Source organism: Arthrobacter sp. 7Tela_A1, assembly GCF_049311065.1.
Lineage (GTDB): Bacteria > Actinomycetota > Actinomycetes > Actinomycetales > Micrococcaceae > Arthrobacter_B.
Window position 1 is genome coordinate 42462 of the sequence record NZ_JAXIOO010000009.1, and the last position, 26660, is coordinate 69121.

A 26660-nucleotide genomic window follows, 5' to 3' on the forward strand; every position below is an offset into this window, starting at 1 on the left:
TTAGGACTCTACCCCGTCCCCGGAAAGCACCGTGAATCCGGCAGTTTCCAGTGCAGTGCGCAGTTCCACCCTGTCATCCAGGGCCAGGTTGACTCCCTTGACTTCCTGCCAGACCTCGTGGCCGCGGCCAGCCACCAGGACGGTGTCTTCCGGGCGGGCAAGCTCCACGGCGCGGGCAATGGCAGCTGCACGCGGTGCCACTTCCAGCACTTCACACCCGTTCAGGCCGGTCTGCGCTGCACCGCGCGCACCGCGCAGGACGTCTGCCCGAATAGCAGCTTCATCCTCGTCGTGGGGGTCGTCATCCGTGACTATCACCACGTCGGCCAGGCGGGCGGCTATGGCACCCATCAGGGGGCGTTTGGTCTGGTCGCGTTCGCCGGTGGCACCAAAGACCACGATCACGCGCCCCTGGGGGCGCCGCACGGACTCCAGGGTGCGCGAGAGCGCGTCAGGGTTGTGCGCGAAGTCCACAATGGCTGCCGGGGCTTCGCTGATGAGCTGCATGCGCCCGGGAACTTCAACGGTGAACGGATCATGCTCATCCAGCACACGCTGCATCGTCTCGGCCGGGATTCCGGTCTGGAGGACCATGGTCAGCGCCAGCGCGGCGTTGGAAACGTTAAAGGCACCGGGCAGCCCGGTCCGGACCCGCAGCGGCTTGCCCTCTGCCGGCACCAGGTCGAAGGCATGTCCCAGGCCCTGGCGGGTTATCCCGCGAACCTGCCAGTCGGCGCTGCCGGTTTCGCCGGTGGTCAGCAGGGTCACGGCCCGCTCCCCCGCGGCGGCCGCCATCTGGCGGCCCCAGCCGTCGTCGACAGTGACCACGGCTCGCCGGCACCGGTCGGCATGGAAGAGGGCGGCTTTGGCGTCGAAGTAGTCCTCCATGGACCCGTGAAGGTCCAGATGGTCCTGGGTGAGGTTGGTGAAGCCGGCGACGTCGAAAACCACGCCGTCCACCCTGCGGTAGGAAATGGCGTGGGAGGAGACCTCCATGGCGGCCGCATCCAGCTTCCGCTCACGCATCAGGGCCAGCAGGCCATGGACCTGCGGGGACTCCGGCGTAGTCAGGACGCTGGGGATGGCTTCGCCTCCGGCCAGGATCTCGATGGTTCCGATCAGGCCGGTTGTCTGGCCGAGTGCCTTCAGCAGCGAGTTAATGAAGTAGGTGGTAGTGGTCTTGCCGTTGGTTCCGGTGACACCGAAGAGCACCGGTGCCGATCCGTCCCGGGGCTGGCTGTTGAACACCGCCGCGGACAGCGGGCCGACCAGCCGCCGGATATCCTCAGCCACGAAGACCGGCAGACCGTGCTCCCCCAGCTGGGACAGCCCGGCGGGGTCCGTCAGGACGGCAGCGGCGCCGGCTTCGGCAGCGTTCGAGGCGAACGCCGCGCCGTGGTGGCGGGCACCGGGCAGGGCGAGGTAGAGGTCCCCCGGGGCAACCTCGCGGGAATTGATGCTGATCCCGGTGACCTTGGTGCCCCAGGCCTCAGTGCCCGTTCCGGGCGCAGCCGTGATGGCCGGCGCACCCGGGGGAAGCGCTGCCGCGGCATCGCCCAGGGTGACCGGGCTGACCCGCTCAGGGCGCATGCCGTTTCCGGCGCGCTGAATTTTGCTTTGTGGCACTGCACTGCTCCAGCTTTTAGTACTCGATGGGGTAGATATCCGGCTCCCCGGTGGAGGGAGCGACGTTGTTGGTTGTCAGGACCTGTTCCATGACCTTCTGGAAAGTCTTGCCGGGTTCAATGTAGAAAAGGTCGCCCTTGGGCCGCTGCAGGGTTACCACCGCGACGTACTTCGGGTCATCCATTGGTGCAATTCCAGCATAGGAGACCGTGTAGCCGTCGTAACCTCCGTTGGGCCCGGGAGCCTCTGCCGTTCCGGTCTTGGCACCCACCCGGTACTTCTCCAGCGCGCCGGAGGCACCGGAGCCTTCCACCGTGACGGTCTCCAGCATGCGCTGGACCTCGGCGGCAGTCTTCTTGGAGACCACGCGGGTTCCGGTGCCTCGTTCCACAGGATGTTCCACGCCGTCGGCGTCGATCCGCGAATCCACCAAACGCGGCGGCAGCCGGACGCCGTCGTTGGCAATGGTCTGGTAGACCATTGCCGTGTGCAGCGCCGTCTGGGTCAGGCCCTGCCCAAACAGGACGGTGTACTGCTGGCGGGTGTCCCAGTTCTCCGGCTCCGGCAGCAGGCCCGGCGTCTCGCCGTTGAGCCCGGTATTCAGCGCGGTGCCGATCCCGAACTTGCGCAGCCAGTCATAACGCTGCTGCGGTGTGAGCTGCTGCCCGACCATGACGGTTCCCGTGTTCATGGACTTCGCCAGAACGCCGGCGGCAGTCATCTGCAGCGTTCCGTGGTCGAAGGCATCTTTGAAGGTCTGGCCGTCGATCGTGTACGTGGAGTCGATCCTGAACTGCGAGGTGGGGGTGATAAGGCCCTCTTCGATGGCAGCTGCCATCGTGATGACCTTGGTCGTGGAACCCGGTTCGAAGAAGTCCGTCACGGACCGGGCCTTGCGGGACTCGGCCTCCGTGGCGCCCGGGTTGTTCGGATCGACGGTGGTGGATTCGGCCATGGCGATCACATTGCCGGTCTCGACTTCCACCACGACGACGTTGCCCCAGTCCGCGTTGTAGTCCCTGACCTGGGCGGCAATGGCCTGCTGGGAGAACCACTGCAGGTCCTGGTCGATGGTGAGCTTGATCGACTCGCCGTCCTGGACAGGTTCGTCCTCATGGGTTGCGTAGGGAATCCTGATGCCGTCGCCGCCGATTTCATAGGTCTTGCTCCCGGCTTTGCCTGCCAGGATCTCGTCCTGGGTGAGCTCCAGCCCCTCCTGGGGGCCTTCCGTGCCGAGGAAGCCCACGATCGATCCTGCGACAGCACCGGAGGGGTAAGTCCTCAGGGTGGTCCGGTCAGCGTAGACACCCGGGAACTTGACCGCGAGTACTTTGTCCCGCACTTCGGGGGTCACGGTCTTGGCAACGAAGTTGAATCCCTTCTCGCCCAGGATCGAACCCCGCAGGGTAGCTGCGTCCTGGCCGAGGATGGCGGAGAGTTCGCGGAACGCTTCGTCGAAGGTGACGTCCTCCCATTCCCCTTCAGGGGTCCGGCGCTGGTACTCCTCCTCGTCGTAGGCAAGGGAAAGCCGCTGGTCCACCACTATGTCGAAGCGCTCGACGCTGCGTGCCAGGTAATTGCCGTTCGCGTCGAGGATCCCGCCGCGAAGGGCCGGAACGCCGACGGTTACCAGGCGGTTGGCGACGGCAGCGTCGGCCATTCCCCCGGGATCCACGGCCTGGACCTGGAAGAGGCGGACGCCGAGGACCAGGAGCAGAGACAGCGCGATAATCATGCCGGCACGGAGCCGCCGGCTGACGAGGGACACCCTGTGGTCCTCCGGGGCCGGAGTCTTTGCTTTTGCCACAACGTTTCCTCGTAGGTGGTAATCGGTCTACTGGCCGCTTCTCTGGCTTGGCGCCGGTATGGTGCCGCCGTTCAGGTCTTCTTCCACGGGCGCCGGAGCCGTGACCGCTTCCTCGGCGGTCTCAGCTGCGGCAGGGGCACTGTCCGCTTTCTCCTCGGCCGCCCGGACATTCTCTGCCGGTTCGGCCGCAGCAGGCTGGGCCGGTGCCACCGGCTGGGTCAGCACCTGCGGCAGGCCCAGCAGCGACTCGGGCTTGGCGCCGTCCTTCGCAGGTTCAGGTTTTCCGGTCACTGCCAGCGTCTGCAGGTCGATCGTACCGAACGAGGGGGAAACGACCATGCCGAGATCCGACGCGGCGGCCGCCAGCACCTGGGGTGCCATGTGGTTCTCGACCTGCTGGGTCAGTGCCTCGTTCTTCTGCAGGAGTTCGGTGCGCTGGTTCTGCAGCTGCACCAGCTGGTACTGGCCGCTGGAAACGGAAATGTTCAGCACCAGCACGGCCGCCAGGCCCACGGCCAGCGCGGCAAAGCACAGCGCAGCTACCGGAATGCGCCGGCGGCGGGCTGCGGCCGGCACCAGTGCCAGCGGAGTGCGGCGGCGGGGAGCGGGGGCTTCCGGACGCGGAGCCTCCCCCTGGAGATTCCGTGCCAGGTTGCCCTGGACCGCCTGCAGCGGCATGGCCGGGCGGCGCCGGCCTGTGCGTTCGGTCATGACCGTGCCCCATCCATGGTTGCGCGAATCCGTTCAACTGCCCGCAGCTTGGCTGAAGCCGCACGCGGGTTTTCAGCGATTTCCTGCTCGGTGGGAACTTCTGTCCCCTTGGTCAGCCGTTTCAGCTGGGCCTTGTGCTCTTCAAGCTCGACGGGGAATCCCTTGGGGGCTGAGGACCGTGAGCCTGCCGCGAAGATGTCTTTGACAATCCGGTCCTCCAGCGAGTGGTAGGACATCACGACGATGCGCCCGCCAACGCCCAGGACGGACAACGCAGACGGGATGGCGCGTTCAAGCACGTCAAGTTCCTCGTTGACCTCGATGCGCAGCGCCTGGAAAGTGCGCTTGGCAGGATGCCCGCCGGTGCGCGCTGCCGCAGCGGGGACGACGGAGCGGATCGCCTCGACCAGTTCTCCGGTCGTGGCGAACGGCTGCTTGGTCCGCGCTGCAACGATGGCCGACGCGATGCGTCCCGCAAACTTTTCCTCGCCCCAGCGGCGGATGATCGAGACCAGTTCCGCCTCGCTGTAAGTATTGACGATCTCCGCAGCAGTGCGGCCGCGGCTGGTGTCCATCCGCATGTCCAGCGGCGCGTCATAGGAATAGGCAAATCCGCGGTCGCGCTCGTCAAGCTGCATGGAAGAGACGCCGAGGTCAAACAGCGCGCCGTCGATTGAAGCGAAGCCGAGGTCCTCGACAACATCGGCAACTTCGTCATAGACCGCGTGGACCAGGTCAGTGCGGTCCTCGTAGGCGGCAAGCCGCTCCCCTGCCAGGGCAAGGGCCTGCTGGTCGCGGTCAATGCCGATGACATGGAGCGCGGGGAAGCGTTCCAGCATGGACTCGGTGTGTCCGCCCATACCCAAGGTGGCATCCACGACGACGGCGGTGCGGCCCGCGGCTTCCGCCGCTTCGATGGCGGGAGCCAGGAGGTTAATGCAGCGGTCACGCAGGACCGGGATATGCCGGTCTTCTGTGGGTCGTTCTTCAGTCATGTGGTCTCTCCTTCCGCTGCTGGCAGGATGCGGCGGGTTCTTGGACCAGATCCCCATCCGCGCCTCACGTTGTCAGCCTGGCTCCGGGGAAGGTGAGCCAGGAGGACTTCGCGGGGCGGCTGGAGGTCTCGTTCAAGATCCCGCCGGCTTCCCGGTGTGTCTTCCTTGGTGCTGCTGTACTTATTTTCCTGCTTGCAACGGTTAGAGGATTCCGGGGAACGCGTCTTCATCCGTTTCCGAGAATGCGTTTTCCTTCTCCTCCAGGTACTCCTGCCATGCCGCGGCGTCCCAGATCTCGGCCCGGGTGCCAGCGCCAATGACGGCGAGTTCACGACCGAGCCCGGCATAGGAGCGCAGAGCCGGCGGAATGGTGACCCGTCCCTGCTTATCCGGAACTTCATCTGAGGCTCCAGACAGGAAGACGCGAATGTAGTCACGGGCCTGGCGTGAAGACAGGGGTGCCTGCCTCATCTGCTCGTGGACCTTTTCGAACTCTTTCTGGCTGAAGACGTAGATACAGCGTTCCTGGCCCCGCGTCAGAACCAGCCCGTCGGCCAGTTCGTCGCGGAACTTGGCGGGAAGGATAAGCCTGCCCTTCTCGTCCAGGCGCGGTGAATGAGTTCCGAGGAACACCAGCCACCACCTGTCCGATTCGGGAGATTGTCCCCTCCTGCACTGCCCCTACCCTCTTACGCCCCCCACTTTACTCCACTTCCCTCCACAGTCAACGCAATTCGATAACGTTTTTGGGCGCGTCGCGCCCCGTGTTCCCCGCAGGACCGAGGGATGCCGGGCAGGGAGGCCCGGTGGAGGGAATCGGCGGCCAGCCGGACCCAGGACACAAAAAAAGACCCGACTCAGCGGGTCTTTTCCGGTCCCTGGGGAACCGTGGGGAGGAAAGTGGGCCCCTAGGGCTGGTCCCGCTTGCGCTCGTCCCATTTGTTCTCAAGATTGCTCATGAAGCCGCGCGGAGCAGCTTCTCGTTCTTTTCTTCCTGCGGGAACCGGCGTCTCGGCCTTTTTACCCTTGGTGGTCGCGTAGTACATACCGGCACCCATGACGATAAACCCGAGAATGCCGACCAGGATGTTGAACGGACTCTGCAGCGATATCCCGAGGATCAGTACTGCTATTCCCGCGACTGCCACGAGCGCGCCCAGCACGATGCGCCGGGTCGATACTCCACGGCCACCCGATGACGCCATGGAGTTGGCGAATTTCGGGTCTTCGGCGTGTAATTGCTGTTCCAGCTGGTCAAGCAAGCGCTGCTCGTGTTCTGAGAGTGCCATTACTGTCTCCTTGGGATCCAAATGTGCCCTGTAAACCAAGCAACGAACCCGCCGTGGTGGTAGTTCCCGCGGAGGTTTCGACGCTGATCTGCACTTAGGACAAGGATAGGTTGCATTCGGGCCGGGGGAAAGCCGCCCCTACGCATGCTTGTCCCCGGTACGCCTGGTCTCCTGGTTCTCCGGCCGCAGCAGCCGTGCGGGCATGATGCCGCCGGTTCCAAAGCGCCGGTTGATCCTGTCCAGGGCGTCTTCCGCGGAGCGCCAGTTGTCGTCCCTGCCATCCAGGGTCAATTGCTGCGCCGCGCCTTCGGCAGACTCCAGGTGCTCAGCCCTCAACCCCACCAGGCGGACGCTCATGGGACGCCGTCCCAGCCCGGCAAGCAGGCCGCGGACCGCTTCGTAGAGAAGCTGTGCACTGTCAACCGGTTCGGCAAGCGTGCGGGTACGGGTGAGCGTGGAGAAATCCGCGTAGCGCAGCTTCAGCGACACGGAGCGGCACTGCAGGCCGGCACTGCGCATCCGGGTGGCAGTGCGGTGCGCCAGCCTCAGGAGTTCGGTTTCCAGTGCCTCGTCGTCCTCGACGTCGGTCGCGAATGTCTCTTCGGCGCCGATGCTTTTCTCCACGCGGACGGGAGTCACTGCGCGGGGGTCGCGCCCCCAGGACAGCTCATGGACGTGTCGGCCCGTTGCCCCCAGCAAACGCTGGAGGACTGCCGGCGGCGTGTTCGCGACGTCGGCCACGGTCGAAATGCCCACCCGGGCCAGCGCTTCCCGGGTCTTGGCGCCGACTCCCCACAGCGCTGACACGTCGAGGGCATGGAGGAATGAAATGGTCCCGTCCCTCGGAACCAGCAGCAGGCCGTCCGGCTTGGACCGGGTGGAAGCGATCTTGGCAACGAATTTTGTCGAGGCGATCCCTACGCTTGCCGTGATGCCAAGTTCCGTGCGGACTCGTGTCCTGATGAGTTCTCCGATCGTGCGCGGCGGTCCGAGACGCCGCATGGAACCGGCGATGTCCAGGAAGGCCTCGTCGACGCTCAGGGGTTCGACCAGCGGGGTGATGGACTCGAAGATCTCCATCAGCCGCCCGGAAACGCGGCGGTAGACATCCTGGTGCGGCTCGAGGATCTCCGCCTGGGGACACAGGCGGCGGGCCGTGGCCATGGGCATGGCGGACCGCACCCCGTACCGTCTGGCCTCATAGGAAGCCGAGAGCACCACCGACCGTCCGCCGAGACCGCCGACGATGACCGGAACGCCGACGAGGTCCGGGCGCCGGAGCAGCTCGACGGACACGTAGAAGGCATCCATGTCCACGTGCATGATGGTGCAGTCGCGGTGCGCCTCCACTGCTTCCGGCTCTGTTCCCACGTCTTCATCGTAGACACCACAGGCGCCTCCTTGGTGGTCACCTAGACTGGAAACAGGCCCTGACCCTTCGTCGATGCGGATTCTCATGAAGAAACTCCTTGCCCTCGCCTGCAGTGCTGCCGTTGTGGCGGCTGTCGCCGGATGCGGTTCCGGAGACGGAACACCGCCGGGATCCACACCCTCGGCAACGCAGAGCCCAAGCACTTCGTCCTCCCCCGCTGCGCCGGCCACGACGGTGCCACCCACTGCCACACCATCCGAGACTTCAGCCATTGCGGAAGGCTTCCCCGAAGCCCTTCTTCCGCTTTACGCGGGCTCCGAAGCCACGGCGTCGAGCTTTGCCGAAGACAGCGAGCTCCTGACGGCCTCGCTCACGGCGACGTCGACGGCAACCCCGGAGGAGATCATCTCCTTCTACGTTGCCCACTTCGAGGCGAAGGGGTTCACCGCACTCGAAGGCGAGTCCGTGGATTCAACGCCCACCAAGGACCTGGCCCGCACCACCGGAGAAGAAACCGAAACCGTCAATGTGTCCGTCGTGACGCGTGACGGAGAAACCGTCTACACCGTCGGGGCCAACGTGCTTCCCGCCACTGCAGAGTAGGACAGCATCATGAGCCAGGCCCCCGTGAACGCAGCACCGGACGCGGACCCGGCTGCCCGGGAACAGGCAAGCTACCGGGCACGCCTCTCCGCCGACCTGGAGGATTTCCTGGCCCGGCAGCGGGAGGTCCTGCTGGAAGTCTCGGAAGAATCAGTTCCCCTGCTCGGTGCAGTCCATGCCCTGGCCCAGGGCGGCAAGCGGCTCCGGGCACTGCTGAACTACTGGGGGTGGCGGGGCGCCGGAGGCGAAGCACTTGGTCCTGCCCCGGTTCGTGCCGGCGTCGCACTGGAGCTTTTCCAGAGCGCCGCGTTGATCCATGACGACATTATTGACCGATCGGATACCCGCCGCGGGGCACCGAGCGTCCACCGCCATTTCAGCAACCGGCATGCGGAGGCAGCCTGGTTCCTGGACGGGACGCACTTCGGTTCCTCGGCAGCGATCCTTGCCGGGGACCTCTGCCTGTCCCTCAGCGAAGAGGCCTTCACCTCGGTGGGCGCGCGTGCCGGCTATGACACGCGGGCACGGGCGGTGTTCAACCGTATGCGTACCGAAGTCATGGCGGGACAGTACCTGGACATCCTGGAAGAAGTAGTTGGTCCCGGACATGAGCCCGAGCGCGCCGTAGTACGGGCCCGGAATATCCTGCGCTACAAGTCGGCGAAGTACAGCATCGAACACCCGCTGGCCATTGGAGGAGCACTGGCAGGAGCATCCGATGAGCTCTTGGCGTCCTATTCCGATTTCTCGCTTCCCCTGGGAGAAGCCTTCCAGCTGCGCGACGACGTGCTGGGGGTGTTCGGGGATCCGGCACTGACGGGGAAGCCTGCCGGCGATGACCTGCGCGAAGGCAAGCGCACCGTGCTGATCGCTTATGCGCTGAGCTTGGGCTCTCCAGCTGCACGGCAGGAGATCACGGCTGGCCTGGGGCGGCCCGACCTCGATGACGACGCCGTAGCGTCGCTTCGCGGGGTGATTGCGGACAGCGGCGCGCTGGCCACGACGGAGGCGCTGATCGCCGAGCATACCGAGCAGGCCTTCACCACACTGGCCAAACTGGCAGTGGATGAAACGACCCGCTCGGCGCTGGGCTCGCTGGCGCATGCAGCCGTCACCAGGACGGCCTAGGCCAAGCTTCCTGCTACCAGGCCAGTGCCTGGGCGCGGCGCCGGATCTCGGTCTTGCGCCCTTCCTTCAAGGCATCGACCGGCCGGCCCGGCAGGGTTTCGTCCGCCGTAAAGAGCCAGCGGATCATTTCCTCATCCGTAAATCCGGCGTCAGTGAGGACCGAAATCGTCCCCTTGAGGCTCTCAAGGATTGCACCGTCGTTAATAAAAGCGGCAGGCACGCTGCGTATCTTCCGCTCCCCGAGCCTCACGGCCAGGAGCGCGCGTTCTTCCAGCAGGCTGTGCACCTTGCTGATTGTCAGATCCAATTGTTCAGCCACATCGGGCAGGGTCAGCCAGTCGGAAACCAGTTCCTCGAGTTCATTCACGTTCACAACATTGCCACGTATTACACGGGCCAAGCCAGTCGGCAGCGCAGGCAGGGACACCAGCGGCCCCGAAGTTGCTACTAGGTATTGCAGAACGCACATTCTCGTGTAAATTCTCATTGGTCACACTATTCACATGTGCAACACTCGTATCTCTACTTGTTTTTTGTCACACGGATTGCGGTAGAGGCCGCACCGCTTACAGATGAGGAAACAACACGTTATGACCGTGCAGCCCAAACCGCGGGTGCGTTCCGCCGCCGCGGGCATGCCCCGCAAACTGAGCGTCGCTGTCACTACGGCAGCGATTCCTGCCGTCATGATGTCTTCCCTCGCCCTTGCCGAGCCCGCCGATGCAGCACCCCAGGCTCCGGCTAAAGCGCTGTTCCCCCAGATGCCGCTGCAGGCCAAGAAGAACATCACAGCGGGCGTGTCCATTCCCGCAGCCCAGCTTGCCGCCCAGGTCCCCGCCACTGTTGCGGCTGAGTCAGCGGTCCCGGAGAAGCACCGGATCATGCCCGGTGACACTGTCAGTTCCATTGCCGCCCGTTACGGGCTGGATATGAATGAGCTCCTGCGTATCAACAACCTGCAGTTGAGCTCGATCATCTATGCCGGCAAGGAACTGGTCCTCACCGGATCCGCGAAGGCCCCGGAAGCCCCTGCCGCTCCCTCCGCAGCACCTGCTAAGGCCACCGGCACCTACACCGTGGCTGCGGGCGACACACTCAGCGCTATCGCCGCCAAACACGGCGTCTCGCTGGCATCGGTGCTGCAGCAAAACAACCTGGGCATGACCTCGATCATCCACCCGGGACAGGAACTCACCGTCGGTTCCGACTCCGGGGCCCCGGTCACCACGGCCTCGAGCGCGCCCGCAGCACCGGCACCCGCAGATGCTCCGGCCGCTGCCCCTGCAGCCGCCGGAAGCTACACCGTTGTCCCCGGCGACACCCTCGGAGCCATTGCGGCCAAGCACGGTGTGTCACTGAAATCCGTGCTGGAGGCAAACAACCTGAGCATGACCTCCGTCATCCGGCCCGGCCAGAACATCGCCCTCGGTTCCGGATCAGGCGTCACCACCCTGGCCACCCCCGCCGCACCGGCGGAGGCTCCGACCGACCTGGTGCCGAGCACGTTCCTGCACTACACCTACCCGCAGCACGTTGTGGCCAACGCCAACCTCAACAAACAGGCCCTCATCGGCGTTGCTGTGCCCTCCCGCGCCGAGATGCAGCAGATGGTGGCTGATACCGCCCGCGCCATGGGCGTGGATCCGGCCCTGGCCCAGGCCTTCGCCCTGCAGGAGTCAGGATTCGACCAGCGCGCCGTCTCCCCCGCCAACGCCATCGGGACGATGCAGGTCATTCCGTCCTCCGGAGAGTGGGCCTCGGACCTTGTGGGACGGGAGCTGAACCTGCTGGACCCGCAGGACAACGTCACGGCCGGCGTCGCCATCATCCGTGCACTGGTCCGCACCAGCCCCAGCCTTGAGGTCGCGATTGCCTCCTATTACCAGGGCCAGTACTCGGTGACCACCCAGGGCATGTACAACGACACGAAGGCCTACGTGGCTTCCGTGCTGGCGCACCGGGCCACTTTCTAGGCTCCGCTGCTACCGCGGGGGGGGGGGGGGGGGGGGGGGGGGGGGGGGCCCCCCCCCCCCCCCCCCGTTTCCGCTTATAGGATCAAAGGGTGCATGAGCCCGTGAATGACCCACTTCTGGAGACCTTGGTAGACAGCCGCTACCTGGTGCGCTCCCGCATTGCCCGCGGCGGGATGTCCACGGTCTACCTCGCCACTGACACACGCCTGGACCGGGATGTGGCACTGAAGGTCCTCTATCCCCACCTGGCGGCGGACCGCGGATTCCTGGACCGGTTCGAGCGGGAAGCGAAGTCTGCGGCCCGGCTCTCCCACCCTCATGTCGTTGGCGTGCTTGATCAGGGCGTTGAGGGAGCACTTGCCTATCTGGTCATGGAATATGTCCCGGGCCGGACCCTGCGCGATGTGCTGAATGAGCGCACTGTCCTCACGCCGCGGCTGGCGCTGGCCCTGATGGACGCAGTGGTCGATGGATTGGCAGCAGCGCACGACGCCGGCTTGGTACACCGCGACGTCAAGCCTGAAAACGTGCTGCTGGCGGGCAGCGGAGCGATCAAGATCGCCGACTTTGGCCTGGCCCGTGCCGTTACCACGAGCACGAATACCGGAACCCTGGTCGGCACTGTGGCCTATCTGGCGCCGGAGCTCGTCACCGGCGCCGGCGCGGACGCACGCAGCGACATTTACTCGGCCGGCATCATGCTGTACGAAATGCTCACCGGCGTGCAGCCCTTCACCGGTGAGGTCCCCATCCAGGTTGCCTTCGCGCATGTCCACTCCACGGTGCCGGCACCGTCCGGCCTCTGCCCGGGCCTTGCCCAGGACCTCGACGAACTGGTCCAGTGGTGCACGGCCCAGGATCCGGAAGAACGTCCGGTGGACGGCAGCGCCCTGCTCGGGGAACTGCGGCACATCCGCACTTCCCTCACCGACGAGCAGCTCGACTTCCACGCACCCGGGACAACAGCGCCGCAGCTGCCCGGCCAGACCGATTCCACCACCCTGATCCGTCCGCCGTCCGGCGCTACGGAAGTGATCCCCCGCACCGATGCTCCGGGACGGACCGAGCCCAACGCCACTGAAATCCTTCAGCGCGCCGACAACGCCACGACGGTCCTTTCCGGAGTGGGGCGCGAGGACCAGGACGACTACGACGAGGGCGATGATAGAGACGAGGACTTCGTGTCGCCCCGGGCAGGACGGCGGCAGGCGCGCCGGGACTTCAAGGCGCGCCAGAAGCAGTCCAGCAGGCAGGCCCAGAGGCCCGAGGTTTCGCTTCGCTCGGGACGTCCGCGCAGACGCGGAGTCCTGCTGGCGCTCCTGTTGACCCTGCTGGTTGCCGCCGCGGCCTTCGCCGGCTGGTTCTTCGGGGCAGGACCCGGAGCCCTGGTAGCGGTCCCCGATGTTTCCAACACGTCGGTTGAGGCCGCAGGCGCACGCCTTGGGGATGAGGGACTGAGGTACACCACGGACGAGGTGTATGACGAAGTGGTGGCCGCCGGACTGGCCATCGGCACCGAGCCCGGTGCCGCTGAGGAGATTCGCAGGTTTCAGACCGTGACGCTGCTCGTTTCCCGCGGCCCCGAGCTCTTTGCCGTACCCAACGTTCTCCAGCGGACACAGGAAGACGCCGGCCGGGAACTCACGGACGCCGGGCTCACCGCCGGAGCCGTCACGGAGGAGTACAGCGAGGACATCCCCGCCGGGCAGGTCATTGCCCAGGTCCCGGCCGCCGATGCCGAGCTTCGCCGCGGGACCCCGGTGGACCTGACGGTTTCGAAGGGTCCGGCGCCCGTCGACGTTCCGGCGGTGGCAGGACTTTCCCAGGACGAGGCCGTGAAGCGCATCGAAGCCGCCGGCCTGGTGGCCGCCGTTGAGCCGGAGCGGGTCAACAGCCGCGACATCGCCGAAGGCTCCGTGGCCGCCCAGTCTCCCGAGGGGGGATTGCTGGAGCGCGGCGGGACGGTCACACTGACCATTTCGGACGGGCCGCGGATGGTCCAGGTCCCCAGCTACGTGGGGAAACAGGCAGACACTGCGCGCAAGGAGCTGGAAGAACTGGGCTTCGACGTGCAGGTCAACGAAATCCTGGGCGGCTTCTTCGGAACCGTCCGCGCGCAGGACCCCTCAGGCGGGACCGCGCCCGAAGGCGCGGTCATCACCTTGACGGTTGTCTAGCTTTTCTCTGCCAGCGCACCGGCGACCAGGAAGGCCATCTCCAGGGACTGCATGTGGTTCAGCCGCGGGTCGCAGACCGACTCGTAGCCTTCCACGAAAGCCTCCTGGTCCACGGGGTCGGCGCCGCCCAGGCACTCTGCGACGTCGTCGCCGGTCATTTCCACGTGCAGGCCGCCCGGGAAGGTGCCCAGAGAATTGTGCACCTCAAAGAATCCGCGCACCTCGTCCATGACGTCGTCGAAATTCCGGGTCTTGTACCCGTTGGGAGACGTCACCGTGTTTCCATGCATGGGATCGGTGACCCACAGGACCTGCGCTCCGGAGGCCGTGACCTTTTCCACCAAATTCGGCAGCTTCTCGCGGATGTTCTGCGCACCCATCCGCGTGATGAACGTCAGGCGTCCGGGTTCCCGGTGTGGGTCCAGCTTGTCGATAAGCGCCAGGGCATCTTCCGGGGTGGTGTTCGGACCGAGCTTCACACCGATGGGATTGCGGACACGGGAGAGGAAATCAACGTGGGCGGAATCGAGGTTCCGCGTCCGCTCACCGATCCAGAGGAAATGTGCGGAGGTGTCGTAGGGATAACCGGTACGGGAGTCGATGCGGGTCAGTGCACGCTCGTAGTCCAGGAGCAGGGCTTCATGGCTCGCGAAGAACTCCACCCGTTTCAGCGCCTCGAAGTCCGCGCCGCAGACGTCCATGAAACGCACTGCCCGGTCAATGTCACGGGCCAGGGATTCGTAGCGCGAATGGGCAGGGTTCGCAGTGAAGCCGCGGTTCCAGTGATGAACCAGGCGCAGGTCGGCAAAGCCACCCTGCGTGAAGGCCCGGATCAGGTTCAGCGTGGAAGCAGAGGTGTGGTACGCCCGGACCATGCGTGCCGGGTCGTGCCGCCGCGACTCGGGAGTGAATTCGAAGCCGTTGACCATGTCCCCGCGGTAGGCAGGAAGGGTCACGCCGTTGCGGGTTTCCTCGTTCGAGGAGCGGGGCTTGGCAAACTGTCCGGCCATGCGGCCCATTTTGATCACCGGCAGCGACGCACCGTAGGTCAGCACCACGGACATCTGCAGGATCGTGCGCACACGGGCACTGATCTTGTCCGCAGTGGCGGCATCGAACGTCTCGGCGCAGTCCCCGCCCTGCAGCAGGAATGCTTTGCCCTGGGCTGCCTGCGCCAGCCGGTCACGGAGAATGTCCACTTCGCCGGCAAAAACGAGCGGCGGAACCATGGACAGTTCCGCGACGGCGGCCTCGTAACCGGGATCGTCATGCCAGACCGGCTGCTGGGAGACAGGAAGGTCCCGCCAGTCATCGAGTCCAGGGTAGACGGCTGCACCGGAAGAGGGCGGGAAACTGGGATCGAGTTCAGCAGGTTTTTGGCTCACGCTTAAAGCCTACGTCCAGCAGGACCCGGCCCGGCGATCCAATGCGTCCTGTTACGCACTTCACAGCGGCCGCAGGGCCACCGGAGACTAGGCGCTGTGCGGAGTCTCCTGCTGTCCTTCAGCATCCTCCACTGGACCAGCCTGTTCCTGGCCCTTGGCCGGTTTCTTGGGTGCGGCTGTTCCGGGGGCACCGATCACCGTGATTTCGCCCGGTTCCTTGTGTCCGCCGCGGCGGCCGGCGGAAGGCCCGACGCCGGGTTCGGGTGATTCGGAATGCGGGAGCCGGACCGCAGCACTGCGGTTCTCCGCTGCCTTGGAAACCTTGCGCGCCGCGGACATCTTGTCCTTCACGGTGCTGGCATACACGTCGACGTACTCCTGGCCGGAAAGCCGCATCAGTTCATACATGATTTCGTCGGTAACCGAGCGCTGGACGAAGCGGTCGTTTTCCAGGCCGGCATAACGGGAGAAGTCGAGCGGCTCACCGACGATGATCCCAATACGACGAATGTTGGGGATGCGCCGTCCAATGGGCTGGACCTTGTCTGTCCCGATCATGGCTACCGGAATCACGGGAACACCGGTCTGCAGCGCCATCTTGGCCACGCCGGTCTTGCCGCGGTAAAGCCTGCCGTCAGGGCTGCGTGTCCCCTCGGGATAGATCCCCAGCAGGTTCCCTGATTCCAGGACCTTGACGCCTGCCCGCAGCGCCGCTTCAGACGCCGCGCCGCCGGAACGGTCGATAGGCAGCTGGTTGGTCAGGCGGAAGAATGCTGCCGTGAGCTTGCCTTTGAGGCCGCGTCCGGTGAAGTACTCGGACTTGGCCAGGAAGCTGACCGGCCGGGGAACGGCCAGCGGGAGGAAGATCGAATCGGAAAACGAGAGGTGGTTGCTCACGAGGATTGCCGGCCCGGCGGCGGGCACGTTATCCATGCCTTTGACCCACGGCCGGAACAGAAGATTTACCACCGGTCCGATGAAAATCGTCTTCATCACCCAATAGAACACGCGGCCAGCTCTCCCGTCGGACAAACAATGTGAGGAACCTGTTTTGGCTCCCCTAGGTACTACTCTATGCGCCCCGGCGGCAGGGCATAGTTCCTGCCGCGGCGCGGACGGGGACTTTGTTTCCTCCGGGGTGGAAAATCGGCGCCTAAATGCAACCATTGACTCATGACTTTCTCCGCGTCTCCGGCGCCCTTTTCGAGCCCCGGCAGTGGGCCGAACGCCTCCACCGGCGTGTTGCTCAGCCATGGCTTCACCGGGTCGACGGTGAGCCTCCTGGGCTGGGCCCGGTACCTCGCGGACGCCGGCTATGCAGTCAGCCTCCCTTTGCTTCCCGGCCACGGGACTACCTGGCAGGAGCTGGCACGCACGCCCTGGCAGCACTGGTACCAGGGTTATGAAGATGCGTACACCGAACTCGCAGGCCGGACCGAGAGGGTTTTTGCGGCCGGCCTCTCCATGGGCGGGACCTTGGCGCTCCGGCTGGCGGCCAAGCAGCCGGTTGCCGGTGTCGCCGTGGTAAACCCCGGACTTACGGTCGCGGACCCCCGGGCCCGCTATGCGCACCTGCTCAAATACGTGCTGCGCTCAGTGCCCGCGATTGGGAACAGCATCAAGCTGCAGGGGCAGGACGAAGGCGCGTACTCACGGACTCCTGTGGGTGCCGTCGCCGAAGTCCTGAAGCTCTTCAGGGACACCACAAACCTTCTGCCCCTCCTCAGCGTCCCGGTTATCGCTTTCCGTTCCGCCATTGACCCTGTGGTCCCGGAATCGAGCATGGATGTGCTGCGGCAGCTGTGCTCCGAACTGGAAGTCGTACCCCTGCCCAACAGCTATCACGTGGCGACCATGGACCACGACGCCCCGTTGATTTTTTCCCGTTCCCACGAATTCATCCAACATGTGAGTGCAGGTACATCGGCATGAGCGACCGCGAGCCGGACCGCAACGACTCCACGGACGAAGCCGCGTGGCTGGATCTGGTGGCGCGTCTCCAGGAGACTCCCGACTCCGATCCCCGCGGCGGCGGGCAGCCGTTCCGGGACACAGGAACGCCCGCTGCGGGACCGGCTCCGGCGTCCCCGGAGGGCAGCGGAACCGCGGATCCCCGGACGCCCGCCGAGCGCACCCGGGCAATTTTCGAGAACCAGCCGCTGCACAGGGCCCAGCCTGCGGAACCAGGCCCGCGCGACTACTCGCCGGCGGAAGACGATTCGGACGGCCGCTTCATCCCTGAGGAGCCGCCGCCCCTGGGCAGCGGTGAACCGCTGGTCATCCTGGCCTGGCTTGGTGCCGCAGGCGGACCGCTGATGCTCCTGCTGTTCGCCATGTTCTGGCGGAACGCTCCCTTGCCGGTAATCCTGGGAATTGTCACCATCTTCATCGCATCCTCCGGTTATCTCCTGTTCCGCCTGCCGCAGAACCGGGATGAGGACGACGACGGCGCTGCCGTGTAATCGCGGAAGGCGACCTCAGTGCCGGGCAGCAACCCGGGACAGGTCAGCCGCGCCGATCAGGCCGGCGGCAGGGCCCAGGGCCGCCTGCTCAATTCTCGCTTCGGGACGGAACCCCCGGCCCGTAAGGTTGCGTGAATACGCTCGCCGGGCGGGTTCCAGCAGCAGTTCACCGGCGGAACTGAGACCGCCGCCGATAACGAACATTCCGGGGTCCAGGGCGGCAGCAAGGTTGGCCAGGCCAAGTCCGAGCCACTCGCCCACCTCCCCGACAAGCTCGATGGCGGTCCGGTCGCCCTCCAGCGCCAGGCGCGTCACGACTGCCCCGGTGATATCGGGAATGCGGCCTTCGACGCTCCGCAGCAGTTCCTGGGCCACCGGAGAATTGGCGGCAGCGAGTTCCCGGGCCTCCCGGCCCAGTGCATTTCCGGAAGCGTACTGCTCCCAGCAGCCCCTGTTGCCGCACTCGCACCGCTGGCCCTGCGGCATGATGATCTGGTGGCCGAACTCCCCTGCCACACCAAAGCGGCCGCGTTCCAGCCTCCCGTCCATGATCATGGCTCCGCCGATTCCGGTGCCGAGCGTGATGCAGACCAGCCTGCTCTCCCCCACCCCGGCGCCAAAGCGCCACTCGGCCCAGGCCGCGCCGTCGGCGTCGTTGGCCAGATACACCCGCCGCTTCAGCAGCCGCTCCAGGTTCTGCTGCAGGGGTTCGTTGCGCCAGGCCAGGTGCGGACTGAAGAGGACAGTGCTGCCGGCCAGGTCCATCCAGCCTGCTGCGCCGATGCCCACCGACCACACGTGCTTGTCCCGGGAGAGTTCATGGACCAGTTCGACAATGACCTGTTCCACCTCGCGCGGGTCCTGTCCCGGTGTGGAGCGGCGGACCTCGGCCAGCACCCGGCCGCTTGAATCAACCAGTCCGGCCGCGACTTTCGTTCCGCCGATGTCGATCCCGATCGCGAGTCCGCGCCGCCGCATGGGACTGGGGAGCCGGACCGCCCGGCGTGGCCGGAAGGGGTCCCCAGTGCGCCGGGGCCACCGTACTGCGGGGGAAGGAGGGACTGGAGCTGGATTAAGGGGAGGCATCAAAAACCTATTCTAGGCAAAGCGCAACCCTCTGCGGGCCAACCGTTATCTTTTCGCAAGTTACCCTCCAGTACGAAAATGTGATCCAGGTTATAGGGTAGGGATCACATCCCGCCGTCCGAACAGATATCGAAGGAGCTATCGTGCGCGAATACAGCGTTCCCGTCCTGGTGGAATCACCGCCGGAGACGAACACTACGGACCTGCTGCTGGAACAGGCATCCAAGCCGTCCAATCCGGCTCTTTTCGCCGTGCGTTCAACCGGTGACACCTGGCAGAACATCACCGCGACGGAGTTCCTTGCCGATGTCTCCAGGATTGCCAAAGGACTGATTGCTTCCGGTATCGGTGCCGGCGACCGCGTGGGCATCATGGCCCGCACCCGCTATGAGTGGACCCTGGTCGACTTCGCCATCTGGTTTGCCGGAGCCGTTTCCGTTCCCGTCTACGAAACCTCGTCCCCCGCGCAGGTCGCCTGGATCCTCGGCGATTCGGAGGCTGTTGGCGTAGTCGTGGAAGCTGCCCGCCATGAAAACGTCGTGCGCCAGGCTGCAGCCGACGAAGACCTCTCCGGCGTCAAGAATGTCTGGCAGATGGACGGCGGCGGACTGGACACGCTCCGGGAAGCCGGTAAGGACGTCACCGACGAGGAACTCGAAGCGCGCCGTTCCAAGGCCGGCCTCGAAGACACCGCCACGATCATCTACACTTCCGGCACCACGGGCAAGCCGAAGGGCTGCGAACTCACGCACAGCAACTTCGTCGAGCTCTCCCGGAACTCCACCATGGCACTGCCGGAGGTCGCCAAAGAAGGCGCCCAGACCATTATGTTCCTGCCGCTGGCCCACGTCTTCGCCCGGTTCATTTCGGTGCTGGCCGTGGCCGCCGGCTCCACCGTGGCCCACACCGCGGACGTCAAGAACCTGCTTCCGGATCTGCAGAGCTACAAGCCGACCTTCCTGCTGGTAGTTCCGCGCGTCTTCGAAAAGGTGTACAACTCCTCCATGCTGAAGGCCGAAGACGGCGGCAAGGGCAAGATCTTCCATGCCGGCGCCAAGACTGCCATTGAGTGGTCCAAGGCCGCTGAAACCGGCAAGATCCCGCTCGGACTCAAGCTGCGGCACGCGCTCTTCGACAAGCTGCTCTACACCAAGATCCGGACCGCGATGGGCGGACGGGTGAAGTACGCCATTTCCGGCGGCGCACCCCTGGGTGACCGGCTTGGCCACTTCTTCCACGGCATCGGCGTCGTAGTCCTGGAAGGCTACGGCCTGACCGAAACCACTGCCCCCATCAGCGTGAACACCCCGAAACTGATCAAGATCGGCACCGTTGGCGCACCGCTTCCGGGCAACTCGGTCAAGATTGCCGACGACGGCGAAATCCTCACCAAGGGCGTTTCCGTGATGAAGGGTTACTTCAAGCGGCCGGACCTGACGGAGGACAACTTCATTGACGGCTGGTTCCGCACCGGTGACATTGGCCAGCTCGATTCTGACGGGTACCTGAGGATCACGGGCCGCAAGAAGGAAATCATCGTGACCGCCGGCGGCAAGAACGTTATCCCCGCCATGCTCGAAGACTCGATCCGCGCCGACGCCATCGTTTCCCAGTGCGTTGTTGTCGGCGACCAGCGGCCGTTCATCTCCGCCCTGATCACCATCGACGAGGAAGCCCTTCCGGGCTGGCTGGAACGGCACGGCATGCCGGCCGACACGACGGTGGCTGACGCCGCCCAGTCGCAGAAACTGCAGGACGAACTGCAGGCACTGGTGGACCGGGCCAATAAGGCCGTTTCACAGGCCGAGGCAATCAAGGTGTTCCGCGTGGTGACCACCGACTTCACCGAAGCCAGCGGACACCTCACTCCCTCCTTGAAAATCAAGCGGGCCCAGGTCCTCAAGGACTACTCCGACGTGGTCGAAGACATCTATTCCGGCCAGCGCGTCTAGCGGCACACGGATAAACCACAGCGGGAGCCCGGCCATGTGCCGGGCTCCCGCTGCATGTTCCCGGACTCTGCCGCTACGCCCGAAGCGCCGTGTCCTGCGGATCGGTGCCCAGCGACAGCAGCGCGTTTTCGACTACCTCGGTCAGGGCCGGATGGATCCAGTACTGTCCGCGGGCCATGGTGTACGCGTCCAGGTCGAAGGCCATGGCCTGGACCAGGGGCTGGAGGAGCATGGAGGCTTCATGTCCCATGATGTGGGCGCCCAGCAGGCGGCCGGAGGTGCGGTCCGCCAGCAGCTTCACAAATCCCGTGCTGTCTTCCATGGCCCAGCCGTACGCCGTCGAACCGTATTCCTGGACTGCCATCACCAGGTCCATCCCGTTCTCCAAGGCGTACTCCCTGGCCTGCGCTTCGGTGAGGCCCACCGAAGCGATCTGGGGATGGCTGAAGACGGCGGCGGGGACAAAGCGGTGCGACGCTGCCTGCAGGTCATCCGGGTGCAGCAGGTTGTGCGTCACGGTGCGGGCTTCGAGGTTGGCGACGTGTTTGAGCTGGTGCTCACTGCTGACATCACCCAGCGCCCAGACCCCGGGCACCGGGTTGCCCTCGCTCAGGACCCGCTGGTACTCATCCACGGCGAGGCGGCGGTCCGGTTCCAGGTCGAAACCTGCGGCTGCCGTGTCCAGGCGGTCGGTGTTGGGGACGCGTCCGGTGGCCACCAGGACCAAGTCGACGTCGAGCGGTGAAGCGCCGGCGGGTCCGGACAGCATGGCCCGCACCGAGCCGTCAGGGTTTTCCGCCAGGGACTGGACTGTGGTGTTCAGCCGGAGATCCCACTGGGCAGCGGCGGCCTCGGTGAAACGCTCGGAAACGGTTTCATCCTGGGCGCGCAGCAGGGCGCCGGAGCGGACGGCCATGGTCACGCTGGAGCCGAAAGCAGAAAAGACGAAGCCAAACTCGGCTGCAATGTAGCCGCCGCCCAGGATGAGGACCCGTTCGGGCAGTTCTTCAACACGCATCACGGTGTCGGAGGTATGTACCTGCGGCAGGTCAATCCCGGGGATGTCCGGCAGGACCGGACGCGATCCGGCGGCGATGACGATCTGGTCCGCTGTGATCTCGGCTCCGGACGCTGTCTCCAGGCTGTGCGTTCCCGTAAACCGGACGAACTCGCTGTACAGGGTGACGTTCTCCAGCTCCTCGTCCCGGTAGCGTCTTCCACCCTCGGAGATCGAGTCGATCCGGCTGAAAATCCGGTCCCGGATCTCGCGCCACCGGACGCCTTCGATCCGCGCATCCACGCCGAGCCGGGCCGCTTCCGCGGCCTGTGCTGCCAGCTGCGCCGGATACACGAACATTTTCGTGGGGATGCAGCCCACGTTCAGGCACGTGCCTCCAAAGGTCCCGCCGTCAATGACGGCTACCTTCCGGTCATCCCATGCGGGAGTGATAAGGGAGTTGCCGGAGCCGGAGCCGATGATGGCGAGGTCGTAATGAGTCACCTCTCCAGTCTATCGGCGCCGGCTCCGGCCTCCTTCGCGGCCGGACGCTAGCTGGGTTCGATCACTACCAGCAGGTCCCCGCCGTCGACCTGCTGAACTCCGCTGACCGCCAGGCGCCTCACCTTCCCGGTGACCGGCGCGGTAATGGAAGCTTCCATCTTCATCGCTTCAATCGTGGCAACGGTCTCCCCTGCCGCTACGTCAGCGCCTTCTTCGACAGTCACCGTCACAGCACCGGCGAACGGTGCCGCTACCTGTCCCGGCTCCGCGGGATCCGCCCGCTCTGCCACCTTGGTGTCCGTGGTGACGTTGCGGTCACGCACGACGACCGGGCGCATCTGCCCGTTCAAGGTCGCCATGACCGTGCGCATGCCCTTGTCATCAGGTTCGGACACGGCTTCAAGCGTTGCGATCAGGCGCACACCCTTCTCCAGCTCCACGACGTGCTCCACTCCGGGGCGGAGGCCATACAGGTAGTCCCGGGTATCCAGCACCGAGAGGTCCCCGAAGGTCTCCCGCGTTGTGGCGAATTCGCGGGCAGGACCGGCAAAGAGCAGCCGGTTGAGGGTGGCCCGGCGCGTCGCGGAATCACCGGCCAGTCCCTCCTCGTCGACCTCGGTGAGCTCCACGTGGCGGGGCTTCGGTGTGCGGCCCTGCAGCGCCTTGGTGCGGAAGGGTTCCGGCCAGCCTCCGGGCGGATCGCCCAGTTCCCCGCTCAGGAAGCCGATCACCGAATCCGGAATGTCGTAGTTCTGCGGGTTCTCCTCGAAGTCTTCGGGAGAGACGTTCCCGCCCACCAGCTGCAGGGCGAGGTCCCCGACCACCTTGGACGAGGGAGTCACCTTGACCAGGCGGCCCAGGATCCGGTCCGCGGCCGTGTACATGTCCTCAATCGCTTCGAACCGCTGGCCCAGGCCGAGCGCAATTGCCTGCTGGCGGAGGTTTGAGAGCTGGCCGCCGGGGATTTCGTGCCGGTAGACACGGCCCGTAGGACCAGCCAGCCCGGATTCGAACGGTGCGTACACCCGCCGCACCGCTTCCCAGTACGGCTCCAGGGAACTGACAGCCTTCAGGCTGAGGCCGGTGTCCCTCTCGGTGTGGGCAAGGGCTGCCACAAGCGACGACGCCGACGGCTGGCTGGTGGTGCCGGCAAGCGTGGCACTGGCGACGTCCACGGCATCGACTCCGGCTTCGGCTGCGGCTAGCAGCGTGGCCAGCTGGCCGCCTGCGGTGTCATGGGTGTGCAGGTGGACGGGCAGGTCGAAGCGTTCCCGCAGGGCGGCAACCAGCTTGGCGGCGGCCGCCGGACGCAGCAGCCCGGCCATGTCCTTGATCGCCAGGATGTGGGCTCCGGCGTCGACGATCTTCTGGGCCAGATCCAGGTAATAGTCCAGGGTGTAGAGCTTTTCCTCCGGATCCATCATGTCCGCGGTGTAGCAGAGGGCGACCTCGGCGACGGCAGTTCCGGTACGCCGCACGGCCTCAATGGCGGGCGCCATCTGCTCGACGTCGTTCAGCGCGTCGAAGATGCGGAAAATGTCGACGCCGGCAGCAGCTGCTTCCTCGACGAAGGCATCGGTGACTTCCGTGGGGTAGGGCGTATAGCCCACCGTATTCCGGCCGCGGAGCAGCATCTGGATGCAGATGTTCGGAAGGGCCTGGCGCAGCGCGTCCAGCCGCTCCCAGGGGTCTTCGCCCAGGAAGCGGAGCGCGACGTCGTAGGTAGCTCCGCCCCAGGCTTCCACGGACAGCAGTTCCGGCGTCAGGGCAGCCACGGCGGGTGCCGCGCCCACCAGGTCACGGGTGCGGACGCGGGTGGCGAGCAGGGACTGGTGGGCGTCGCGGAAGGTTGTATCCGTTACCGCGAGGGCCCTCTGCGCACGCAGTTCCGCGGCGAACCGCTCGGGGCCCAGCTCCTGCAGCCGTTGCCTCGAGCCCGGTTTCGGCTCCGGCAGGTCCTGTGGAAGCTTCTCCCGGGGATCGATCTGGGCTTCGGGCTCTCCATGCGGCTTGTGCACAGTGACGTCGGCCAGCCAGTTCAGCAGCTTGGTACCGCGGTCGGCAGGTCCGCGGGCGTTCAGCAGTTCGGGCCGTTCCTCGATGAAGGACGTCGCGACATCACCGGCCACAAAGTCCGGGTCTTCCAGCACAGCCTGCAGGAAGGAGATGTTGCTCGAGACCCCCCGGATCCGGAATTCGGCCAGCGCCCGGCGGGCACGGTTCACGGCTGCCGGGTAAGTCCTCCCCCGGCAGGTGAGCTTGACCAGCATCGAATCGAAGTGCGGGCTGATGTCCGCGCCTGCGTACACCGTGCCGCCGTCCAGCCGGACACCGGCGCCGCCGGCGGATCGGTAGGCGCTGATCTTGCCGACGTCGGGCCGGAAGCCGTTGGCCGGGTCTTCAGTCGTGATACGGCACTGCAGGGCCGCACCGCGGATCCGCAGTTCATCCTGTGCCAGGCCGAGATCCGCCAGGGTCTCCCCCGCTGCGATCCGCATCTGCGACTGCACGAGGTCTACGTCGGTAATTTCCTCGGTGACGGTGTGCTCGACCTGGATACGGGGGTTCATTTCGATGAACACGTGCTGTCCGGCGCGTTCACCAACGGTGTCCACGAGGAATTCGACCGTGCCGGCGTTGACGTACTTCAGCGCCTTCGCGAACTTCACCGCGTCCCGGTAGAGTGCCTGCCGGATTTCCTCATCGAGGTTCGGAGCAGGGGCGATCTCGATGACTTTCTGGTGGCGGCGCTGCAGGGAGCAGTCGCGCTCGAAGAGATGGATGATATTGCCTTCGCCGTCAGCAAGGATCTGTACCTCGATGTGACGCGGACGCAGCACCGCCTGCTCCAGGAAGACCGTGGGGTCGCCGAAGGCCGTGTCAGCCTCCCGCATTGCGGCGTTCAGCGCTTCAGGCAGGTCGCTGGCCGTGTCCACCCGGCGCATGCCGCGTCCGCCGCCGCCGGCCACAGCCTTGACGAAGATGGGGAAGCCGATCTCTTCGGCCTCGGCGAGGAGCTCCTCGGGGTCTGAACTGGGGGCAGTGGAGCGCAGAACGGGAATCCCCGCCTCCCGCGCGGCGTTCAGGGCGTGCACCTTGTGGCCGGCGAGCTCCAGGATGTCCGCTGCCGGACCGATGAAGGTGATGCCCGCAGCCTTGGCTGCACGTGCCAGCTGGGGATTCTCCGACAGGAAGCCATACCCCGGGTAGATGGCGTCGCAGCCGGCTTCGCGGGCAACCCGGATGATTTCGTCTACGTCGAGGTAGGCCCGGACGGGATGACCTTCGCTGCCGATCAGGTAGGCCTCGTCGGCCTTCTGGCGGTGGATGGAGTTGCGGTCCTCGTGCGGGAAAACCGCCACCGTCTTCGCGCCGAGCTCATAGGCCGCACGGAAGGCGCGAATGGCGATTTCGCCGCGGTTGGCGACCAGAATCTTCGAGAACATAGCACTCCTGCATCGTTGCGAGTGGATGGAACCGGTGACCGCATGAACCTTCAGTGTCTGTACGGGCACCAAAAACAGCAAGCAGACGTTACGGACGTCACATCGAGCATAGTTCAGTGCCGGACGCAGATGTGCAAACCCGTGCCTGCCCGGCTTGCCCGCACGCGTCACATAGAATGAGTACGGTTCCCTGGCACGGACCCGGCGCCCGTGATCCCTCGACACGTTAGGTATTGGTTCAACAAGTGCAAGTAGTGAGCATCAGCAGCCTGAAAGGCGGCGTCGGCAAGACCTCCGTGACCTTGGGACTGGCTTCAGCCGCACTGGCCGCCGGCATCCCTACCCTGGTGGTTGACCTCGATCCGCATGCGGATGCCACAACCGGACTTGCGGTATCGGCCGGAGACAACCTTGGCATCGGCGACATGCTGCGCAATGCGCGCCGGGCAGACCTCGCAGCGAACGTAGTTCCCAGCGGGTGGGTGGAAACAGCCAAGAAGCGCAATGAGGGTTCGAACCGTGCTCCCGTCCTGGATGTGGCCATGGGTTCGGCCTATTCGGGTATCTACGACCGGCCCGATCTTGGCAAGCGGGACCTCAAGAGGCTCTCCACCCTTCTGGCCAAGGTCAACGGTTACGGACTGGTCCTCATCGACTGCCCTCCGTCACTCAACGGACTGACCCGCATCGCCTGGACGGCGTCAAACCGCGTCCTGCTGGTTGCCGAACCCGGCCTCTTCTCCGTGGCGGGCACCGAACGCACCATGCGGGCCCTGGACCTGTTCCGCCGCGAGTTCGCACCTAACCTGGCCCCTGCCGGAATCGTGGCGAACCGGGTGCGCCCCACCTCGAACGAACACACCTTCCGGCTGGCCGAAATGAAGCAGATGTTCGGCGGCCTGCTGCTGGAACCGAATATTGCCGAACACGCCAACTGGCAGCAGATCCAGGGGGCGGCACACTCTGTCCACCACTGGCCCGGCGAATCGGCCAAACAGGCAGCCTCGACTTTTGACGCCTTGCTCAAGAACCTTGTCCAAACCGGCAGCGTCCGCAACCGCGTGATGCGCCGGCCGGCCGGCTGACACTTCATCTACCGAACGCCCGACGCACAAGAGGCCGCTTCCTGACGGAGGCGGCCTCTTTG

At 65.4% G+C, this 26660-nt stretch carries 21 protein-coding genes; 8 read left to right on the top strand and 13 right to left on the bottom strand.

Translation table 11 applies throughout. From position 1 onward, the window contains the following. The 7 genes from TVB01_RS05870 to dinB form a co-directional block, all read right to left on the bottom strand. Entirely contained in the window at positions 1–1590 is a 1590-nt protein-coding gene (locus TVB01_RS05870; RefSeq protein WP_422454964.1) for a UDP-N-acetylmuramoyl-L-alanyl-D-glutamate--2,6-diaminopimelate ligase, read from the bottom strand. Positions 1591–1642: 52 nt separating this feature from the next. Then, the gene (locus tag TVB01_RS05875; protein WP_422454860.1) at positions 1643–3433 is read right to left on the bottom strand and encodes a peptidoglycan D,D-transpeptidase FtsI family protein; all 1791 of its coding nucleotides are present in this window, start codon (positions 3431–3433) and stop codon (positions 1643–1645) included. A gap of 27 nt (positions 3434–3460) precedes the next feature. Continuing rightward, complete coding sequence (locus tag TVB01_RS05880) at positions 3461–4144, bottom strand: hypothetical protein (RefSeq protein ID WP_422454861.1); 684 nt, start codon at positions 4142–4144, stop codon at positions 3461–3463. Continuing rightward, positions 4141–5139, bottom strand: coding sequence for a 16S rRNA (cytosine(1402)-N(4))-methyltransferase RsmH (gene rsmH / locus TVB01_RS05885; RefSeq protein WP_422454862.1), 999 nt, complete (start codon positions 5137–5139; stop codon positions 4141–4143). Before rsmH ends, TVB01_RS05880 begins: the two co-directional genes overlap by 4 nt. Positions 5140–5340: 201 nt before the next feature. Further along, positions 5341–5772, bottom strand: a complete 432-nt coding sequence (gene mraZ / locus TVB01_RS05890; RefSeq protein ID WP_422454864.1) for a division/cell wall cluster transcriptional repressor MraZ — start codon at positions 5770–5772, stop codon at positions 5341–5343. Between the two features lie 275 nt (positions 5773–6047). Beyond that, entirely contained in the window at positions 6048–6428 is a 381-nt protein-coding gene (locus tag TVB01_RS05895; RefSeq protein WP_422454866.1) for a DUF3040 domain-containing protein, read from the bottom strand. 138 nt (positions 6429–6566) lie between these two features. Continuing rightward, a complete protein-coding gene (gene dinB / locus TVB01_RS05900) occupies positions 6567–7886 on the bottom strand; it encodes a DNA polymerase IV (RefSeq protein WP_422454867.1) in 1320 nt (439 codons plus the stop codon). On the opposite strand from dinB, the gene TVB01_RS05905 reads away from it, so the two are divergent. Continuing rightward, positions 7885–8403: a hypothetical protein gene (locus tag TVB01_RS05905; protein WP_422454868.1), complete on the top strand. Its 519-nt coding sequence runs from the start codon at positions 7885–7887 to the stop codon at positions 8401–8403. The two genes, dinB and TVB01_RS05905, sit on opposite strands and share 2 nt — an antisense overlap. 9 nt (positions 8404–8412) lie before the next feature. Continuing rightward, positions 8413–9531 carry a polyprenyl synthetase family protein gene (locus TVB01_RS05910; RefSeq protein ID WP_422454870.1) on the top strand — a complete coding sequence of 373 codons (1119 nt, stop codon included), beginning with the start codon at positions 8413–8415 and terminating at the stop codon, positions 9529–9531. Between the two features lie 13 nt (positions 9532–9544). Here the strand turns inward: TVB01_RS05910 and TVB01_RS05915 are convergent, their stop codons facing one another. Further along, positions 9545–9898 carry an Rv2175c family DNA-binding protein gene (locus TVB01_RS05915; RefSeq protein WP_422454871.1) on the bottom strand — a complete coding sequence of 118 codons (354 nt, stop codon included), beginning with the start codon at positions 9896–9898 and terminating at the stop codon, positions 9545–9547. Between the two features lie 223 nt (positions 9899–10121). Here TVB01_RS05915 and TVB01_RS05920 point away from each other — a divergent pair, with 223 nt between their 5' ends. After that, positions 10122–11504 (top strand): LysM peptidoglycan-binding domain-containing protein, encoded by a 1383-nt coding sequence (locus TVB01_RS05920; protein WP_422454872.1) that lies wholly within the window; start codon positions 10122–10124, stop codon positions 11502–11504. Between the two features lie 101 nt (positions 11505–11605). Beyond that, positions 11606–13681, top strand: coding sequence for a Stk1 family PASTA domain-containing Ser/Thr kinase (pknB, locus tag TVB01_RS05925; RefSeq protein ID WP_422454874.1), 2076 nt, complete (start codon positions 11606–11608; stop codon positions 13679–13681). Here pknB and TVB01_RS05930 read toward each other — a convergent pair. Together TVB01_RS05930 and TVB01_RS05935 are read right to left on the bottom strand one after the other, a co-directional pair. After that, complete coding sequence (locus TVB01_RS05930; RefSeq protein ID WP_422454876.1) at positions 13678–15066, bottom strand: class II 3-deoxy-7-phosphoheptulonate synthase; 1389 nt, start codon at positions 15064–15066, stop codon at positions 13678–13680. The genes pknB and TVB01_RS05930 overlap by 4 nt on opposite strands. 87 nt (positions 15067–15153) lie before the next feature. After that, positions 15154–16074 (bottom strand): lysophospholipid acyltransferase family protein, encoded by a 921-nt coding sequence (locus TVB01_RS05935; RefSeq protein ID WP_422454878.1) that lies wholly within the window; start codon positions 16072–16074, stop codon positions 15154–15156. A 165-nt stretch (positions 16075–16239) separates the two neighbouring features. On the opposite strand from TVB01_RS05935, the gene TVB01_RS05940 reads away from it, so the two are divergent. Beyond that, positions 16240–16998 (top strand): alpha/beta hydrolase, encoded by a 759-nt coding sequence (locus TVB01_RS05940; protein ID WP_422454879.1) that lies wholly within the window; start codon positions 16240–16242, stop codon positions 16996–16998. Beyond that, complete coding sequence (locus TVB01_RS05945) at positions 16995–17528, top strand: hypothetical protein (RefSeq protein WP_422454881.1); 534 nt, start codon at positions 16995–16997, stop codon at positions 17526–17528. Before TVB01_RS05940 ends, TVB01_RS05945 begins: the two co-directional genes overlap by 4 nt. A 15-nt stretch (positions 17529–17543) precedes the next feature. Here TVB01_RS05945 and TVB01_RS05950 read toward each other — a convergent pair whose 3' ends face one another. Further along, a complete protein-coding gene (locus TVB01_RS05950) occupies positions 17544–18506 on the bottom strand; it encodes an ROK family glucokinase (RefSeq protein ID WP_422454883.1) in 963 nt (320 codons plus the stop codon). Positions 18507–18757: 251 nt separating this feature from the next. On the opposite strand from TVB01_RS05950, the gene TVB01_RS05955 reads away from it, so the two are divergent. Continuing rightward, the gene (locus TVB01_RS05955; protein ID WP_422454885.1) at positions 18758–20566 is read left to right on the top strand and encodes an AMP-dependent synthetase/ligase; all 1809 of its coding nucleotides are present in this window, start codon (positions 18758–18760) and stop codon (positions 20564–20566) included. 73 nt (positions 20567–20639) lie between these two features. Here the strand turns inward: TVB01_RS05955 and TVB01_RS05960 are convergent, their stop codons facing one another. Together TVB01_RS05960 and TVB01_RS05965 are read right to left on the bottom strand one after the other, a co-directional pair. Continuing rightward, a complete protein-coding gene (locus TVB01_RS05960; protein WP_422454886.1) occupies positions 20640–22067 on the bottom strand; it encodes a mycothione reductase in 1428 nt (475 codons plus the stop codon). A gap of 47 nt (positions 22068–22114) precedes the next feature. After that, positions 22115–25513 carry a pyruvate carboxylase gene (locus TVB01_RS05965; protein ID WP_422454887.1) on the bottom strand — a complete coding sequence of 1133 codons (3399 nt, stop codon included), beginning with the start codon at positions 25511–25513 and terminating at the stop codon, positions 22115–22117. A 245-nt stretch (positions 25514–25758) separates the two neighbouring features. Here TVB01_RS05965 and TVB01_RS05970 point away from each other — a divergent pair, with 245 nt between their 5' ends. Beyond that, a complete protein-coding gene (locus TVB01_RS05970) occupies positions 25759–26598 on the top strand; it encodes a ParA family protein (protein ID WP_422454889.1) in 840 nt (279 codons plus the stop codon). Positions 26599–26660: the final 62 nt, after the last annotated feature.

Bases quoted from the DNA above. Each gene is read 5' to 3' on its own strand.
- TVB01_RS05870 (WP_422454964.1), bottom strand. From the start codon at position 1,590: ATGCGCCCTGAGCGGGTCAGCCCGGTCACCCTGGGCGATGCCGCGGCA.
- TVB01_RS05880 (WP_422454861.1), bottom strand. From the start codon at position 4,144: ATGACCGAACGCACAGGCCGGCGCCGCCCGGCCATGCCGCTGCAGGCG.
- rsmH (WP_422454862.1), bottom strand. From the start codon at position 5,139: ATGACTGAAGAACGACCCACAGAAGACCGGCATATCCCGGTCCTGCGT.
- TVB01_RS05895 (WP_422454866.1), bottom strand. From the start codon at position 6,428: ATGGCACTCTCAGAACACGAGCAGCGCTTGCTTGACCAGCTGGAACAG.
- TVB01_RS05905 (WP_422454868.1), top strand. From the start codon at position 7,885: ATGAAGAAACTCCTTGCCCTCGCCTGCAGTGCTGCCGTTGTGGCGGCT.
- dinB (WP_422454867.1), bottom strand. From the start codon at position 7,886: ATGAGAATCCGCATCGACGAAGGGTCAGGGCCTGTTTCCAGTCTAGGT.
- TVB01_RS05910 (WP_422454870.1), top strand. From the start codon at position 8,413: ATGAGCCAGGCCCCCGTGAACGCAGCACCGGACGCGGACCCGGCTGCC.
- TVB01_RS05920 (WP_422454872.1), top strand. From the start codon at position 10,122: ATGACCGTGCAGCCCAAACCGCGGGTGCGTTCCGCCGCCGCGGGCATG.
- TVB01_RS05940 (WP_422454879.1), top strand. From the start codon at position 16,240: ATGACTTTCTCCGCGTCTCCGGCGCCCTTTTCGAGCCCCGGCAGTGGG.
- TVB01_RS05945 (WP_422454881.1), top strand. From the start codon at position 16,995: ATGAGCGACCGCGAGCCGGACCGCAACGACTCCACGGACGAAGCCGCG.
- TVB01_RS05950 (WP_422454883.1), bottom strand. From the start codon at position 18,506: ATGCGGCGGCGCGGACTCGCGATCGGGATCGACATCGGCGGAACGAAA.
- TVB01_RS05965 (WP_422454887.1), bottom strand. From the start codon at position 25,513: ATGTTCTCGAAGATTCTGGTCGCCAACCGCGGCGAAATCGCCATTCGC.